Annotated in this window: 15 protein-coding genes; 6 read left to right on the forward strand and 9 right to left on the reverse strand. The window is 47.4% G+C overall.

From position 1 onward, the window contains the following. Nucleotides 1-6: 6 nt before the first annotated feature. From metG to SGI98_00335, 3 genes are read right to left on the reverse strand one after another with little or no spacing between them, the layout of a single operon-like run. On the reverse strand, nucleotides 7-1,551 hold the full coding sequence (metG, locus tag SGI98_00325) for a methionine--tRNA ligase (GenBank protein ID MDZ4741846.1): 1,545 nt from the start codon (nucleotides 1,549-1,551) through the stop codon (nucleotides 7-9). A 39-nt stretch (nucleotides 1,552-1,590) separates the two neighbouring features. Continuing rightward, on the reverse strand, nucleotides 1,591-2,178 hold the full coding sequence (locus SGI98_00330) for a molybdenum cofactor guanylyltransferase (GenBank protein ID MDZ4741847.1): 588 nt from the start codon (nucleotides 2,176-2,178) through the stop codon (nucleotides 1,591-1,593). Nucleotides 2,179-2,198: 20 nt separating this feature from the next. Continuing rightward, on the reverse strand, nucleotides 2,199-2,729 hold the full coding sequence (locus SGI98_00335; protein ID MDZ4741848.1) for a molybdenum cofactor biosysynthesis protein: 531 nt from the start codon (nucleotides 2,727-2,729) through the stop codon (nucleotides 2,199-2,201). A 145-nt stretch (nucleotides 2,730-2,874) separates the two neighbouring features. Here SGI98_00335 and SGI98_00340 point away from each other — a divergent pair, with 145 nt between their 5' ends. Genes SGI98_00340 through SGI98_00355 form a run of 4 tightly spaced genes read left to right on the forward strand, consistent with a single transcriptional unit; the run spans nucleotide 2,875 to nucleotide 9,956 of the window. Beyond that, on the forward strand, nucleotides 2,875-5,496 hold the full coding sequence (locus tag SGI98_00340; protein ID MDZ4741849.1) for a cation-translocating P-type ATPase: 2,622 nt from the start codon (nucleotides 2,875-2,877) through the stop codon (nucleotides 5,494-5,496). 10 nt (nucleotides 5,497-5,506) lie between these two features. After that, entirely contained in the window at nucleotides 5,507-7,444 is a 1,938-nt protein-coding gene (locus tag SGI98_00345) for a hypothetical protein (protein ID MDZ4741850.1), read from the forward strand. Next, nucleotides 7,444-9,126, forward strand: coding sequence for a cytochrome c biogenesis protein CcsA (gene ccsA, locus SGI98_00350; GenBank protein ID MDZ4741851.1), 1,683 nt, complete (start codon nucleotides 7,444-7,446; stop codon nucleotides 9,124-9,126). The genes SGI98_00345 and ccsA overlap by 1 nt, the downstream gene beginning before the upstream one ends. Then, entirely contained in the window at nucleotides 9,126-9,956 is an 831-nt protein-coding gene (locus SGI98_00355) for a PHP domain-containing protein (protein MDZ4741852.1), read from the forward strand. The genes ccsA and SGI98_00355 overlap by 1 nt, the downstream gene beginning before the upstream one ends. Nucleotides 9,957-10,026: 70 nt before the next feature. Here SGI98_00355 and SGI98_00360 read toward each other — a convergent pair whose 3' ends face one another. Then, entirely contained in the window at nucleotides 10,027-11,001 is a 975-nt protein-coding gene (locus SGI98_00360; protein ID MDZ4741853.1) for an acetolactate decarboxylase, read from the reverse strand. 153 nt (nucleotides 11,002-11,154) lie between these two features. Here SGI98_00360 and ftsY point away from each other — a divergent pair, with 153 nt between their 5' ends. Together ftsY and ribD are read left to right on the forward strand one after the other, a co-directional pair. Next, nucleotides 11,155-12,045: a signal recognition particle-docking protein FtsY gene (ftsY, locus tag SGI98_00365; protein MDZ4741854.1), complete on the forward strand. Its 891-nt coding sequence runs from the start codon at nucleotides 11,155-11,157 to the stop codon at nucleotides 12,043-12,045. A gap of 24 nt (nucleotides 12,046-12,069) precedes the next feature. Continuing rightward, nucleotides 12,070-13,200, forward strand: coding sequence for a bifunctional diaminohydroxyphosphoribosylaminopyrimidine deaminase/5-amino-6-(5-phosphoribosylamino)uracil reductase RibD (gene ribD / locus SGI98_00370; GenBank protein ID MDZ4741855.1), 1,131 nt, complete (start codon nucleotides 12,070-12,072; stop codon nucleotides 13,198-13,200). On the opposite strand, the gene SGI98_00375 is transcribed toward ribD, so the two are convergent. The 5 genes from SGI98_00375 to SGI98_00395 all read right to left on the reverse strand — a co-directional run. After that, the gene (locus SGI98_00375; protein ID MDZ4741856.1) at nucleotides 13,113-13,958 is read right to left on the reverse strand and encodes a DUF1189 family protein; all 846 of its coding nucleotides are present in this window, start codon (nucleotides 13,956-13,958) and stop codon (nucleotides 13,113-13,115) included. The two genes, ribD and SGI98_00375, sit on opposite strands and share 88 nt — an antisense overlap. 10 nt (nucleotides 13,959-13,968) lie before the next feature. Further along, nucleotides 13,969-14,538 carry a peptide deformylase gene (gene def / locus SGI98_00380; protein MDZ4741857.1) on the reverse strand — a complete coding sequence of 190 codons (570 nt, stop codon included), beginning with the start codon at nucleotides 14,536-14,538 and terminating at the stop codon, nucleotides 13,969-13,971. Then, nucleotides 14,538-14,966, reverse strand: coding sequence for a biopolymer transporter ExbD (locus tag SGI98_00385; protein MDZ4741858.1), 429 nt, complete (start codon nucleotides 14,964-14,966; stop codon nucleotides 14,538-14,540). The genes def and SGI98_00385 overlap by 1 nt, the downstream gene beginning before the upstream one ends. Before the next feature lie 12 nt (nucleotides 14,967-14,978). Further along, entirely contained in the window at nucleotides 14,979-15,584 is a 606-nt protein-coding gene (locus SGI98_00390; protein ID MDZ4741859.1) for a MotA/TolQ/ExbB proton channel family protein, read from the reverse strand. A gap of 13 nt (nucleotides 15,585-15,597) precedes the next feature. Beyond that, nucleotides 15,598-16,079, reverse strand: a 482-nt coding sequence (locus SGI98_00395) for a hypothetical protein (GenBank protein ID MDZ4741860.1), incomplete at its 5' end; no start/stop codon positions are given.

The following is a 16,079-nucleotide window of genomic DNA, read 5'->3' on the forward strand; positions in this document are numbered from 1 at the left end:
TCCGTTTTAGCCCTTTTTCTCTTCAAAGAGTTTTGGGAAGAGAGGAACTGCCTCCCCGATTTTTTGGGCGACAGGAATTTGCCCCCAAGTCAACCCTTGGTTAAAATCAGCGGATGTTTCAGAAAACCCGAGTTGTCCTTGGATTTTTCCGGACATCTCAGGCATGACAGGAGAGATCAGAACAGAAACCAGTCGGATTGACTCCATGAGGTTATAAAGGACCGTATCAAGTTTATCCGATTTAGTCGGGTCTTTGGCTAGTGCCCAGGGGGCGGATTCCTCGACATAACGGTTGGCCCGCTGGACAATTTGCCAAGCATTTGATAAAGCATCATGGATTTGCACATGGTTATACCCCTCCAGAACTGGGGCGATTTGCGCGGAAGCAAATTGCTCGACCTCTGTATCAACAGCATCTTTAACCTTTGCCGCGGGGATTTCCCCATCACGGTAGCGTTTGAGCATGTTAAGCGAACGGTTGAGCAAATTGCCCAAGTCATTAGCGAGGTCGCCGTTGTAACGCCCGAGGAAACTCTCATGGGAAAAGTCGCTGTCGTAGCCCACTACCATTTCCCTCATCAGATAATACCGGAATGCATCCACGCCAAATTGGTCAATGTAGGTGAGGGGATCAACGACATTACCTATGGATTTACTCATCTTTTCTTGATCCACAGTCCACCATCCGTGCGTAAGAAGCGTTTTGGGTAGGGGCAAATCAAGGGCTTTGAGCATACAAGGCCAATAGATGGCGTGGGCAGGGATCAGGATGTCCTTGCCGATATCATGGTAGTCAACAGGCCAGAAATTGCCGAACTCTTCAGTTCCATAACCAACGACGGAAATGTAATTGATCAGGGCGTCAAACCAGACATAAGTCACATACTCGGCGTCAAAGGGGAAGGGAATCCCCCATGCCAGCCGGTTCTTCGGGCGAGAAATACACAGGTCACTCAGGGGTCGCTGGAGAAAACCCAGTACTTCCTTACGTCGGAACTCCGGAAAGATAAAGTCCGGGTTGTTGGTCACGTGACTAATCAACCATTCTTGGTATTGGCCAAGTTTGAAATAATAATTTTCTTCGGTGAGCTGGACTACTTCACCAAAAATCTCGGGGAATTTACCATCCTCTCCACGTTCCTTTTCCGTGACAAATTGCTCTTGGCGGGTCGAATAAAAGCCCTCAAATTGTCCTTTATAAATGAGTCCTTGGTCGTAAAGTTTTTGAAGGATATCTTGAACGACTTTTTTATGGCGGGGCTCGGTCGTACGGACAAAGTCGTCATTCGAGAGGTTAAGCTTTTTGCACAGGGTCAAAAAATGTGCGCTCATCTCATCACAAAAAGCTTGTGGTTCTATGCCCATTTTTTGAGCGGACTGCTGAACCTTCTGTCCATGTTCATCGACTCCGGTCAGGAAATAGACTTCCTGGCCTTGGCTCCTCTTGAAACGGGCGATGACATCGGCCAAAACCTTTTCGTAAGCATGACCCAGATGAGGTTTGCCATTCACATAATCAATCGCAGTCGTAATATAAAATTTCTTCGCCATAAATAGTATCTTCTAAAAAACAGGTTAAATGCCTTAAAATCAAGGCTTAGTATTCATATTCTCAAGGAATTTAATTTCATGGTCTAGCAGTGGGGCTGCATTCACCAGTTTGGCTCTCAGCGCCTGAGTGATAAGTTTCTGGAGCGAATATTCCCCTTGCGCAATTTGCTCTTTGATCAGGGGTAGAAGCGATTTTGGGTATATCGCACAAAGAGGTTCATAAAATCCATCATGAGAATATACAAAACCTGTTCCTGATTCTAGAGCAACTTGCGCGAGCGTTTTTTGAAGGAAAGGCAGTGTGAGTGCCACGATATCCACCGCGAGCAGGAATAAGTATTGTGTCTGGCATTCTCCCAGTAAGCACCTGATTCCTTCAATAGGACCAAGGGTTTCCACCTCGTCAAAAACAAGTTTCCTATCTTTGTCCGCGGGAAGGTTTTGTTTGGGCCGGCATGAAACGAGGATTTCTTTTGCACCTAAACCTTTTACCAGCGCAATTTGTTTGTCTAAAAGTGTTTGGCCGTTAACAGGGAATAAGGCTTTGTCTTGTCCGAACCGGGTGGAGTAGCCTCCGGCAATGATTCCTGCACTAAAACGGATTTTTTCTTTGGGATCAATTTGCATCGAATGAATGGGTAGCGGGGTTATTTTTGCCGCCGGATCGTCCCTGACGTCAGGGCTTTGGCGCGGAGGCCACCTTTTCCCTTCAGGGCCTCTTCAGCCCCGGGGCCAAATGACTCATTCATCCAGTAGCATGGCTTAGCTTCTTCGATTCCGAGAAAGAGGACACCTTGGACCTCAAATTCACGTCCGATAAGGGTATTAAGGTCTATTCCTTGAGTAATGATATTCCTGCGGAAAGCGGCCGTGGTTTTACCTTTGATCTTGAGGTCACGGGCGAGCTGCTCGAATGTTTCCTGTTCAAAAAAAGTCACTTGTCCTTTATAATTCTCCTTAAAATCAAAAAAACGGTCGCCAATGACACCTTTTCCGGCCTCGATTTCAATCAGATCACAGTCAATGATTTCGTGTTTGTCCGCCGGTTTTCCGTGGTGGCCAAAGTAGTTATGCCCTGGTGAAATATATAAATTAACGATATCCACATTCAAAACATCTCGTTTCTTGTCCATAAAATATTTAACGGTTAAAAATTGTAAATAAAACGTGAAATCCATACGGACTATGTTACTTTTTTCACTTACTTCAATAGAATAATTCACTGACACTCATATGGCTGGTTGTTGTTCAAATCCAAATACTGATCTTCAGGGAGAATTGAATGAGGAGAGTTCATCTGCCTTATCAAATTCTTCCCGTTCCATGCAATGGTTTCGTATCGGGGTTGCTCTTTTGGTTTCAGGACAAGCCATGGTATTCAGTCTTGCCGTGAATATCTCCCCGCCCACAGGCTCGGTTCGCCTGATTATCCACGGGATTCTGGCTTTATCGGCTCTTGTCGTCATTTTGGTGGCGGGTCTCCCGATCATCCGGCTGTCTTTTACTGCATTGTTTAAAAAGAAAATCGTAGTTGAGCAACTTTTCCTTCTCGGCATTATCGGGGCCTTTTGTGGCTCCCTCCAGTCTACTCTCACTGGTGTGGGAGGAATCTATTATGAAGTCGTCGCTATCCTTGTGGCGATTTATTCATTTAATACCCTTTTGTCCGAGGGGCGTCGCCAGAAATCAATCTCTTCCGCCCGTGCCTTCCGTGCGCAATTTGCCCAATGTCGGGTGGTTACCTGTTGTGGTTCAATCAAAGAAAAGCCAGTGAAGGAAGTCGAGATAGGGGATAAAATCAGGGTTTCTATGGGTGAAGGTATCCCTGTCGATGGAGTAGTGCGCGAAGGAATTGCGTTTGTACAGGAAACCGGCATGACTGGGGAACCTTACCCAGTGGTCAAACGGGAAGGGGATGCTGTTCTGGCTGGAACAATTTGCGTGGACAATTCACTGACCATTGAAGCAACCAAAGACGGAAGTCACCGCGAGCTCGACAGTCTCTTGAAAATCGTCGAGGAAGCCCGCTTTAAACCTTCGGGAATACAGTCGATGGCTGACCGGATGGTCTCATGGTTTTTGCCGGTGGTGACGGCTTGCTCGATTGTCGCTTTTGCCGGTTGGACATTTTTGGGGCAGTGGGAAGTCGGGCTCTTTAATGCGATGGCTGTGCTGATTGTGGCTTGCCCTTGTGCAATGGGGCTCGCGACACCCATCGGCCTATGGAGTGCGATCGCCGCCTTGGCCAAACGCGGGCTGATCCTACACACGGGGGAATTCATCGAGAGGATTGCCGCCATTGATACGGTTGTTTTTGATAAGACCGGCACTCTCAGTGATGAAAAACTCCAGGTCGAAGAAGTCATCGTCGATGACGGGCTCGACCGTGAAGAAGTTCTTGGCCTGATCCATTTTGTCGAGAGCCATTCTAACCACCCTATCGCTAAAGCATTCCAATCCCTCGTAACAACCCTGGATACTTCTGGATTCAGGCTTTTGAAAATGGATGCCTTGCCTGGCCAAGGAATTGAGGCGTCTATCGAGGATTCCGCAGGAAGAGGGGTATCTTTAGTCATTGGGAATAACAATTTGCTACACACAGACCAAAAGCCCGCAGCTGATCTGCTCACACAGAAACGTTATTCGAGCACGGAAAGTCCACTTGTTTTAAATGTCCTCATCAATCAAAAACTCGTTTCCCTGATTTATTTACGTGAAGCCGCTCGCAACGAGTCCAAGGAGGTTACCGGCTACTTGCACCGGGCGGGTATCCGCACCGTGATCATGTCCGGGGATAAAGAAGAAAACGTCCGTAAACTGAGTTTGGGTGCCGATGAGATACAGGGAGGTTTAACTCCCCAAGAAAAGGCAGATAGGATAAAGGCATTACAGGATTCGGGTAAAAAAGTCCTTTTTGTCGGTGATGGGGCTAATGATGCACCAGCCCTTTCGATTGCCTACTCCAGTATTGCCATGGGTAGTGGCACTTCCTTGGCGCATGAGTCCGCCCAAGCCACCCTTTTCGGGGGCAATTTGCTCCATGTTATTGATGCCATTTGTTTAAGCCGCCTGGTCATCCGCCGGATCCGCTCAAATATCCTGTTTGCCTTTTTTTATAATATTATCGGTATATCCCTAGCGATGCTCGGACTGATCCATCCCGTCTTGGCAGCCATTCTCATGCTCATTTCCAGTGCCACAGTCAGTTGGCGGGCATTCCGGCTTGGCGAAAAAATCCAAGAGGGTGACCTCGGCCGTTTCCGTAATCTACTCTCGCAGACCGATACGATTCCCTTTGAAAGCGAGGGACTCGTTCCTTTGATTAAAGAAATGGTTTTCCGTGAAAAGACAGCTTCTGTCCTTGCTCTTTGTGTCGCGTTACAAGGCCCGTTTTTATCTTACTTAGCACGCCTGGATTTTCAATCAGGTGTCTTGGTGACATTTGTTTTTGTTTTAATAGCCATCGTAGGATTTATTTTCTGTATCCGTCCGGGTGCGACCTATACTTTGCGAGCTTGTTATGGCATGTTAGCACTCGGTAATCTCGCTATGATAGCCGGATGGTGGGCAGATGCCGGTTTCGGAGCGATTGTCCGTGACGGGATATGCCTTTGTGCTTGTGAGAAATCAATACTGGGTAAAGGTCTCCTGTCGCATATTAACCTCATGCATATTGGGATGATTGCTGGGGGAATACCGGGTATGGCCTATGGGAACTCTATCCTGCCTAAAGCCTACGAAAGCGTGTTTATAAAATATGCCCATTTACTGACCTGTCTGGTCGGCATGTATATCGGGATGATGCTCGGAGCGTTGGTCATGGCACAATTCAAAGTGGGGGATCCTCACCTCTATGTTGTGTGCAGCTTTTTTGCCATGACGATCGGGATGCTCTTGGGCATGATCCTTGTCTGCGTGACTTGGTTTAAACTTAATAAGGATTAGGATTCATCTGATGATTGTAAATACTGGTGGCATACCGACAAGGGAACAATTGATTAAGCAAAGGCAGAAAGAGTCTCCTTACTGGTGGCTAGTCCACCAGCTTGGCTCCTTGAAACTGGCCATGTTTCTCATTTTCACAATCGCCCTTGCCATCGCCATCGCGACCTTTGCTGAATCATCCTTTAGTACCAAAGTCGCCCAGGAATATATCTATAAAGCACCGTGGTTTAATCTTTGGTTGATTGTTCTTTGCGTGAATCTTTTTTCCGTCACATTGACCCGGTGGCCGTGGCAGAATAAACACCTCGGATTTATTGTGACGCATTACGGGATTATTACTTTACTTGTCGGAGCCATGATCGGTCGTATCTGGGGTTTTGAAGGGAATGTAACCCTCGATAAGGATAAACCCCTTGGACGGATTATTACCAACCGCACCATCCTCCAAGTCGATAGTCCGAGGGACCATGCGACTTATATTACTGATGTCGATGTCTCGATGCATCCTCCTCGTCCGGAAAAAACAGTGGTCATGCCAATCCCGGACAGTGACAGGAAAATTATCCTCAGTGATTATACCGAGAGTATCCAAGCTCAACCTTATCTGGAGGCCGCCATCGATAACCCCGAGTCAGTCCCGGGAGTCAATCTCCGTTTACAAAGTGCCATGATGTCGCAGACTTTTGAGGTTCCTCTCTGGCTCAAGAAAGGTTCAGGCCTCGAGTCTTACGACCTTTTCGGATTGGCGACTTTAAAGATCGTCAAGGAACTTCCCACTTTTGACCCTGCTAAAATGATTAAACCCGGAGAAGGGATTCCTTTCAGTGAAAATCAAATTGTTTTCGCGAAGAGTCCGGAATCTACTGTGATCGATAATTCATGGGGGAAACCCAGCGGTTATATCGTTACTTTTTTGGTAGCTGAGGAGGGGACTCAAGACCGTGTGAAAATCATTTCACCCGAGGGACTCGAAAAGACTTTCGACCTAACGGCTAAATTGCCCGCCAAATTTATCCTTGAAGATGGGGTCAATGTTTCAGTTTCGGAAAGATGGACTGACTTCGCCATTGTCAAGGGCCGTCCGGGAAATGCGAGTAAGGAGAAAAATAATCCGGCTCTTTTCATTAATCTCTCTGGCCGTATCCAGCCAGGCCCACGGGCATCAAAATCTTTACCTCATCCAGAGTTAATCATGGCTATCCAGCCCGACGGTAGAATCATGTATATGGTCATGAGAGGGGAATATGTGACTATGGCGGGGAAAAGTACTGAAGGTGAGCCTATTATCCCCGGTTGGGCTGATTGGTCGGTCACTCCGTTATCTGTTTTTCAAAAAGCCATTCCTCTGACAAAAAATGTTGTCCTCACTGATACCCAAGTACAGACGCTGGATCCTAAAACATTAACTCCTGCTCTTAAGGCCTCGATCAGGACATCTGAAGGTCAGGAAGGTCCGGTTCAGTGGATTCCCAGCGGAGAGGTCGTCACTCTTGAAGGTCCCGATGGCAGCCCACAGCGTGTGGGATTTGGCCTCCAAGCTCATCAAATCCCATTCCTGATTACTCTTCAGGAGTTCCAGGTTCCCCGACGACAAGGAACCGATGATCCAGCGGATTATATCAGTACCATTCAGTTCAACCATCTTAAAACTGGTGATACTTCCATCCAGACTTCTAAAATGAATCACCCAGCTACTTATCCGAATGAATGGTGGCGTCCACTTACAGGGTTGACCTATAAATTTTCCCAAGCCCAATGGGATCCTAATAACCTTAACCAGACCACACTCCAAGTCCTGTATGACCCTGGCTGGTTTTTTAAGTGGATTGGTTCATTGGGTATTTGCGCAGGGATATTCATTATGTTCTACTGCAAACCATATGCTAAACCGGCCACTTCTAAAAATAAGGAAATTAACCCCACCACTGATACGGCAACAATATTATGATGAAACGATTTTTTTCTCTATTACCCGCCTTACTCCTCTTTTTACCCGTATGGTTAAGTGCTCAAGTTGATCCAACGACATTAGACGGGCTCGTTATCCAATCAGGCGGACGCCAGAAACCATTCGGTGTTTTCACAGCCGAAACCCTCCAGTCATTGACCGGTAAAAAGGAATTCAAACCCAGTTTCTCAGAAAAAATACTTCCTGCCGGTGAGGTTCTTTTGGAAATCTGGTTTAATCCACAAAAATGGTCCAAGGAAGAAATCATCCTCGTGGACTACCAGCCCTTACGCAAATTGCTCGGGATGGATGGGAAAAAGAAATTAGCCTCTTTCGAGTCGATAGTCTCAAATCAGGAATTTGTGAGAGCCTTTGAGAGCCTGCAAAAACAGAAACGCCAAAAACCCAATGATAAACTCGACCCCCTACAAAAGGATGTAGAGTCGGTTTCAGGCCGTTTGCATATTTTTGAAGGGCTTGTGTCAGGTGATGCGTACCGGGTGATTCCTCCTGCGCCGAACGGGAGTATCGAGTTTATCCCCGTGCAGTTACTAGGTTCTGCCTACCAGAAGGAACAGGCATTGCCTGTGGCGGAAGCCTTTGACCAGATGAGGTCGGCATACCTAAAAAATGATCCTTCTGAATTTAAGGTGGCTGCTACCCGGTTTAAAGAGCTTGCCGGAGGAATTAACCCCGCAGCGAGTATTAGCCCGTGGAAAGTGCATTTAGAGAATTTTTATTTTAAATTCCATCCTTTCCGCTGGGCTTGGATCGCTTATTTGGGGGCATTTGTTTCCTTGCTGGCGATTATGAATCAGAAAAAGGGTTATCGGATTGCTTGGGCACTGGTATTGACGGGCTTATTGCTCCAAATATCCGGATTTGTCATGCGTATTATTATTTCGGAGAGGGCGCCGGTGACAAATATGTATGAGACAGTCATCTGGTTATCCTTTGGTGTCTCGATTTTTGCTATTATCCTCGAGTGGAAATATCGCTGTCGTTATTATCTGCTTGGTGCTTTACCCGTCTCTATTTTATCTCTTTTACTCGCGGACTCCCTGCCGAATGTCTTGAATGACTCGATACGGCCTTTGATGCCCGTGCTCCAGCATAATTTCTGGCTTACTGTGCATGTGCTGATGATCACATCTTCTTATGCAGCATTTGCCCTCGCTTTGGGAGTGGCCCATATTATTCTCGGAAAAGTCCTCTTCTCAAAAAAACATACTATTGAGGCCTCACTCTATAATTACCTCTATAAAACCATTCAGATCGGGGTTTTATTGTTAGCCATCGGTACGATTCTTGGTGGTGTCTGGGCAAATTATTCTTGGGGCCGCTTCTGGGATTGGGATCCGAAAGAAACTTGGGCATTGGTGGCCTTTATGAGTTACTTATTTATCTTGCATGGACGGATTGCCGGTTGGTGGGGTGGTTTTGGATTGGCCATCGGTTCGGTGATTGGATTCATGGCTATTCTTATGGCTTGGTATGGGGTTAATTTTGTTTTGGGGGTAGGGCTGCACAGTTATGGATTTGGTGCGGGCGGTATTGAGTACGCACTAGCTTTTGTAATTGCTGAATTGATTTTTGCGGGGGCCGCACTCTATACTTACACAAAAATCAAAACCCAAACACGCACGCACGACAAAGCCCTAGATGCAGTGGATAAAAACTAATGACCAAACAAGAGAATATATGCGACCTTCATCTCCATTCGACTTGCTCGGATGGGACTGATTCGCCCAGTGAGGTGGTTCGTAGGGCAGCAGAAAAGGGTTTCAGGGCGATTTCCCTGACCGATCATGACACCGTCCAAGGGTTAAAAGTCTTTCATCAGGCTGGAAAAGAGTATGGAGTGGAAACGATTAACGGGGTGGAGATCACTTCAGAGATTAATGGCCGTGAAATCCATATCCTCGGATATTTTGTGGATATGGATGATCCTGTACTTTTATCCTCACTAAAGGACCAGGAAAATCACCGCCTCACACGCGTGAGCAGGATGTTAGTAAAACTCCAGGCCTTGGGGCTTCAAATTTCCGAAGAGGATATGAAGGTTTACTCAGATAAAGGCACGGTCGGTCGCCCCCACCTCGCCATGGCCCTCGTGCAAAAAGGTTATGCCCACTCGATCGATGATGCTTTCGGCAGGTATTTGATCAGGTCGGGTTCTGCTTTTGTGGAGAAACCAAGGATATCCGCAAAAGAAGCGATCCGGGTGATCCGAGCCTCCAGCGGGGTAGCTATTTTGGCCCATCCCGGGATTACCCACGTAGACACCAGCATCCGCAATCTCGTCGCTCAAGGTCTCCAAGGCATTGAGGTCTGGCATATTCGTCATGATGAAAAACAGAATATGCGTTACCTCAAAATCTGCCACGAGCTCAATCTTGCCGCGACTGGAGGTTCAGATTGCCATGGGCATTTGAAGGGCCCCGAGCTTATGGGCAAAGTCCGTGTCCCTTACGAAAGAGTTGAACAACTCAAGAGCCTGAAAGCGGCTTGAGCTTAAAATTCCTTATCCTGAACTACTAGAAATAATCGGGAGCTTTTGTGATTCTTGCTCCCTTGATATCTCAAGCCAAAGACAGATTCCGGATGGGTTGCCACGAGACGTCGAGGTTTTTGATTTCCATGACGAGGTCTTTGAGTGGCCAGACGGAGATTTTAACCCCGCCGGTTTTCATCCGTACAATGTGCCCACCGCAATTCGAACCAGTTTCAAAACCGTGGATATGGAGGGGATGAGTAGCTACTGAGATAATATTTTGGACCGTTGGGTTTGCGGCGTATATCCCGCCGACACTCCATTGTCCGGGGCCGTATTCAGCGAGTTTAAGGTTATTTTTGGCATTGTAGCCGTCGGTGAGTTTGAGTCCTTCTAAGGGAAGGTAAAAAGCCGTTGCATAGCTGACAAAGTCGAATGGTCCATTCACGTGGACTGCGGCCAAACCGATATTAGATTCAATCATTTTTTCTTGGATCCATTCGTGGAGATGGTCTGTCTCGGGGGTTTCCCATGTCTGAACGGTAGAGGGATCACAGACCGCTGCCGCGAGGAATGGAAATGTAGGAATATCGCCGTTTTCGCCCAAGGAAGGGGTTTGAAGCACCGGACCTGATTCAGAAGGGCGTTGCCGTGTGATATCGATAATGTGCATGGGGGAAACCCCCTCCGGATCAGACCAATAAACCTTCGGTTCACCGACAGTCCCTTGGATAATGATTTCCCCATTTCGCTTGAACCAATTAGTCGTTCCTATCCCGATCAGAGGCCAGTCTTTTGGATAAACGGAGATCTCATTGGCCACACTTTTCCATTGTACCGTATGGAAAAAATCGCCCAACAGGAGGCGTTCAACCGTGTTATATGAAAAGAGTGAGGCTCGGAGCGATGTCATCGGGGTCATGAAGGAAATGGATACCTCGAAGGCCTCTTTTTGGCTACATCTTTTTCTCGTTTTATCCAGATGACTTACCATCACAAACTCCCTCCCGGTAAGTGCCCAAAGCAATTTGCCCATGCGCATACGGAAAGCCAGGCCTGACAAAAAATAGGGGACACCCCTTGTCGTTGGGGCAAGAATGAGAGATTACAATTTGCATCAGTAACAGTGGCGGGTTATAGTCTCGCGGATTGCCTGCGAGGAAAATCATGCAGGAGAATGTATAGACCTTTACTTTAATAAGGAATTTAAAAAGTCATGTTTGGAATAATCAATAAGCTGAAAACAGGGCTGCAAAAAGCGCGGGTCGGGATAGTCAGGGCTTTTAGCGGTGAAAAACTGGATTTTGATTCGCTTGAGGCGGCCTTGCTCCAGGCTGACTTCGGACTTTCCATGACGGAGAAAGTCATGAAAGCTGTCCGTGAACGTGCCAGTGTGACCGTAAAGGTCGATGACTTACGTGAAGTAGCCATTAATGAAATCCTCTCTGTCTATGGGGACAATGAGGAATATCCCCTGGCAACAGCCTCCACCGGCCCGACGGTTATTCTCGTGGTCGGAGTCAATGGTACGGGAAAAACGACGACTTGTGCCAAAATCGGGTACCGCCTCAAAAATGCCGGACAGAAGCCTACCCTTGTGGCGGCGGATACATTCCGGGCTGCGGCGATTGAACAGCTCAAAATGTGGAGTGAACGCTTGGGAATACATTCTGTCCTCGGCACCTATGGGGCTGATCCCGCTTCGGTGGCTTATGATGGGGTGACCCAAGGTATGACAAATCAGTCGGACGTTATTTTGATTGATACAGCCGGGCGCCTCCATAATAAAGCGCATCTCATGGCTGAACTCGAAAAAGTCCGTCGTGTTATCGGTAAAAAAATCCCGGATGCGCCACACGAGACGATCCTGGTGCTGGACGGTTCCACCGGTGCTAATGCCCTGAATCAAGCGCGCGAATTCCACAAGATTACCCCGCTAACTGGATTAGTCATAACCAAGCTAGATGGGACCAGTAAAGGTGGCATCATTGTCGCAATCCAGAATGAACTCAAAATCCCTGTCAAATTCATCGGATTAGGCGAGCAAGCCGACGATTTGCAGCCATTCCAACCAAAGGAATTTGTCCGGAGTTTATTCACGGAATAGGGGATACTTTATTCTGGGAGATTTATGAAAAAAACAGATCGGATAGACGGGAGATTCATGCGGCAGGCCCTGAATTTAGCCATGAAAGGGGCTGGCACCGTTTCCCCAAATCCGATGGTGGGGGCTGTGATTGTTAAAGCAGGGAAAATAATCGGGAAAGGTTACCACCAAAAAGCAGGTCTTGCCCATGCGGAGGTTAATGCCGTCCGGGACGCCAAAGCACGAAAAGCAAATTGCGCGGGGGCCACGATTTATGTAACCCTGGAGCCTTGTTCTTCAATTGGCCGCACCGCACCTTGCACCGATTTAATTATTCGTGAGCAATTTGCGCGGGTGGTCATCGGATGTCTCGATCCTGATAAGCGGCATGCAGGAAAAGGGTTCGCAATCCTCGGGAATGCTGGGATACAAGTAGATGCCGGATGTTTGGAGGATGAGTGTCTGGCCCTTAACCGCATTTTCTTTACTCATAAAATCCTCAAACGCCCGTATTTCATTGGAAAAATCGCCCTGACTAAGGACGACAAAATCAATGGGCACCCCGGTAAATGGATCACCACAGCTCTTTCCCGAAAACACGCCCATTATTTAAGATTCCAGACTGATGCCGTTATGGTGGGGGCCGGAACTGTTCTTGCGGATAACCCTTCACTCACCCTCCGACACGGTTACGATTCTAAGGGTAAGGAGCAACCCTGGCGTATTATCCTTGATTCAAAAGGACTCGTGCCAGCCACGAGCAAATTGCTCTCGGATGAATTCCGCAATAAAACGCTCCATCTCAGCGGAAAATCATTTCCCAAACAAAAAGGCCGATTGGTCCCGCAGCAAATTGCACGGTGGCTGGCCGGTAAAAATATTTCCTCTTGTCTGATTGAAGGCGGGGTAAAGGTGCTGGAATCCTTTTTTAAAGCGGGATTGATTGATGAATTCTACCTCTACGAATCGACCACGGTTAAGTCAGTGGATTCAAATTCCCTAGATGGGCGCAAATTGCTGCGTTATCTCGGGAGGCAGAGCTACAGGGTAGAGTCTCGGGGCGCAAAGTCTCGGGATCGCTTGACCCGTTACATTTCATCATCGTCACAGGCGTTATTACGGACGATTTCAGCTAAACGTCGCCGCCGTGCGGCTGTGCTTCCTAAAAGGAAATAGATACCGTAAACCAGAAGGAAAATAAGCTGGATATCGATCAGGAAAAAGCGGACCCAAAAATAGATTGAGCAGATGAGTAGTGCAGGGATAGTCGCACAACATGATATTTTTGAAATCTGACTGATTGTCAGGAAAGAACCGGTCAGTTTCTCAAGGGCAAATGTGCTCCCGATAAAAAATAGATTAATAAAGAAGCCGTAGAAGAGGATCATGAACCCGACAAAAAAAAGGCCAAAAACGAAGATGATCATCTTTAGGCTGGCTGAGAGGTAGTCCTCGACATATTTGGCATTGATCCGGCCATCCGGCAGATGCTTGAAGGTAATCTCTTGTTTCGCGGGGAAAGGGCCTTTGAGTGCCTCCATCTGGATGCCTTGGGAAGCTACGGCGAAGGTCATTGAAAGATTTGAGGACGTGATCGTAGGATAATTTGTCGAGGAAGTGTCAATGACCAGCTCATAGGGTTCACTCCCGCCAGTAGCTGCCTCGATTTTACCCTTATAGATAAAAGGGGTTGTGGATTCCGAAGAGAGGACTCCCGCTTTTATGGTCAGAGGTGGGAGGGTTTTTTCGACCCAAGCACCACTTTCCTCTGCGATTTGTTTGGCAAACGGAATCATGCTGAGGGCATTGGCCACGATGATGATGATAATAAAGCGGAAGAGTAACCAAAAGATTTGACCGAATGAATGGTCGATGACTTTCGCATAAAAGCTCATTGTACTGAGACTTTGGAGAATAGAGATGAATAAGGGCATGGATAAAACTTTAGTCTTTAAGTCCGAGTTCTGCACGGGTTTGTTTCAGCAATTTGCGTATGGAGGGTTTGGCCTTTTCTTTGTCACGCTGGATCATGCGGTCGATAAAAAGGATCCCATTCAAGTGGTCCACCTCGTGCTGGATCGCACGGGCCAAAAGGCCAGCAGCCCTAAAATGCAGGATGGATCCGTCGAGTTTGGAGGCTTTGACCTCGGCAACTGGCGCGCGCAGGATATTACCACCGATTTCTGGGAAACTCAGACATCCTTCCGTCCCGCTTTCGAGTTCACCAGAGGGTTTGATGACGGGATTAATCAGGATCAGGGGCATATAATCCTCAGGATCCACTTCGACACCGGAGAACCACATTTTAGAAGGCCGATCCGCCCCTGAAATATCCACCACGGCCATTTGCAAAGCTTGATTTACCTGTTGGGCTGCCAAACCGACCCCCGCAGCATGATACATGGTATCGAGCATGTCGTCAGCGAACTCGTGGATTTCGGGGGTGATTTTAGTGATTTTTTTACCCTTCTGCCACAAGACAGGATGCCCGTACCTGACGATCTCAAGAATCATTACTTAACCTCTTGAATGTCCGGTTTACGGGTAAGAGCCTTGATATTATCGATCTTCTCGAGTTTGGCAGCATCCATCACCTTGATAATCGTGCCGAAGGTTGCTTTTTCATCACTGCGGATTTCAAGAGTCAGATTTGGCTGTTTTTCTTTGGCATCTTTAAAAGTCTGGTCAAGGTTCGAAAAAGTCACAGGCGTAGCGGCAATCCACATTTTATCATCCTTATCGATAGTCAGGATGAGAGGTTCATTTTCTAGATTGCTACCATCCTGTGATTGTTTTGCCTCGGGGAGCTTGAGCTGGACCTCGGGTAAAGCCTTTTTAAAGGTCGTTGTCACCATGAAGAAAATCAAGAGAATAGCCAAGATGTCCATGAGAGACACAAGGATAATCTGGGGGGTACGTTTTCTTTTAACGACAAATTGCATAAGACAAAAAAACTAGCTCCTATAAACTTTGGATAAAAGATCTGTACAGACACTTTCCATCAAGACCCCGGCACTTTCGATCTTCCGGGAGAAATAACTCCAGGCGATCAGCGCGGGAATGGCGATGCCTATCCCCGCGACGGTATTATTTAAGGCTTCCGCAATACCATGGGCGATGATCTGGGTTTGCAAATCACTGGAGGCTGTCCCAAGGCCTTGGAAAATCCGCATCAATCCGGACACTGTCCCGAGCAAACCAAGCAGGGGTCCGATCCCGATACAGATTTCCAGAAAGACCAAACCACGTTCCATTTTATTAATTTCGACCCTAGCTTTTGTCTGGATCGCCTCTAAATTTTCATTTTTTGGCCAGTCAAAATGGCTGATGGCTGTTAAGATCACGGTGGCCAAGGCAGATTTATCATCTTCGCAAATTTTCTTTAATGTCGGAATATCGTCGATGTCACGGACGGCCTCAGTCGCATCGATAATGCTATAGGGTACTATTTTTTTCCGGACAAGGGCGACACCCCTTTCCAATATAATGGCGAGTCCGACGACTAAACACGCCAAGATTGGATACATGAAAATACCGCCTTTTGTAATGAATTCAAACATAGGTAGGGGATAGCTAATAGAGTGCGAAACTAATTTCAAATTCTTTTTTATCCCCCAGAGTTGCTGCTACCTCTGACGGGAAAGGGTTATACGGGACTCCTCCACGATAGATGGCGTCGTGGCATAGTCCCGTAAAAATCACATCGTTACTATCACTGACAAGCCGGATATTTGTCACCGTGCCATTGGCTAGGAGGTCAAATTTCGCACGGACATTGCCGACCTTTAAAAGGCCGATTTTATTCGGGTCTGACACGAGACCGAGCCAACGGCTTTTAATAGACATCAGGATATACTGGACATATTTGCCCAAGGGACTCGCGGCAGTATCATAGGAGGTTATCGAACTAATCGAGGCCCTGCGTCCCCCTTCGATTGCCGTTTGTTGTTCAAATGTCGATGGGGATGCGGAAGGGGAGGATGCTTGAGCCCCTGGATTTAGCGGGGAGGGCGGTGGGCCGGAGGAACGGGGGTTCAGTGCAGCAAGTTGTGCTA

The sequence above is a fragment of the Verrucomicrobiota bacterium genome (assembly GCA_034440155.1).
GTDB lineage: Bacteria > Verrucomicrobiota > Verrucomicrobiia > JAWXBN01 > JAWXBN01 > JAWXBN01.

Coding starts and splice junctions, on each gene's coding strand:
- metG (MDZ4741846.1), bottom strand. CDS start 1,551: ATGGCGAAGAAATTTTATATTACGACTGCGATTGATTATGTGAATGGC.
- SGI98_00330 (MDZ4741847.1), bottom strand. CDS start 2,178: ATGCAAATTGATCCCAAAGAAAAAATCCGTTTTAGTGCAGGAATCATT.
- SGI98_00335 (MDZ4741848.1), bottom strand. CDS start 2,729: ATGGATTTCACGTTTTATTTACAATTTTTAACCGTTAAATATTTTATG.
- SGI98_00340 (MDZ4741849.1), top strand. CDS start 2,875: ATGCAATGGTTTCGTATCGGGGTTGCTCTTTTGGTTTCAGGACAAGCC.
- SGI98_00345 (MDZ4741850.1), top strand. CDS start 5,507: ATGATTGTAAATACTGGTGGCATACCGACAAGGGAACAATTGATTAAG.
- ccsA (MDZ4741851.1), top strand. CDS start 7,444: ATGAAACGATTTTTTTCTCTATTACCCGCCTTACTCCTCTTTTTACCC.
- SGI98_00355 (MDZ4741852.1), top strand. CDS start 9,126: ATGACCAAACAAGAGAATATATGCGACCTTCATCTCCATTCGACTTGC.
- ftsY (MDZ4741854.1), top strand. CDS start 11,155: ATGTTTGGAATAATCAATAAGCTGAAAACAGGGCTGCAAAAAGCGCGG.
- ribD (MDZ4741855.1), top strand. CDS start 12,070: ATGAAAAAAACAGATCGGATAGACGGGAGATTCATGCGGCAGGCCCTG.
- SGI98_00375 (MDZ4741856.1), bottom strand. CDS start 13,958: ATGCCCTTATTCATCTCTATTCTCCAAAGTCTCAGTACAATGAGCTTT.
- def (MDZ4741857.1), bottom strand. CDS start 14,538: ATGATTCTTGAGATCGTCAGGTACGGGCATCCTGTCTTGTGGCAGAAG.
- SGI98_00385 (MDZ4741858.1), bottom strand. CDS start 14,966: ATGCAATTTGTCGTTAAAAGAAAACGTACCCCCCAGATTATCCTTGTG.
- SGI98_00390 (MDZ4741859.1), bottom strand. CDS start 15,584: ATGTTTGAATTCATTACAAAAGGCGGTATTTTCATGTATCCAATCTTG.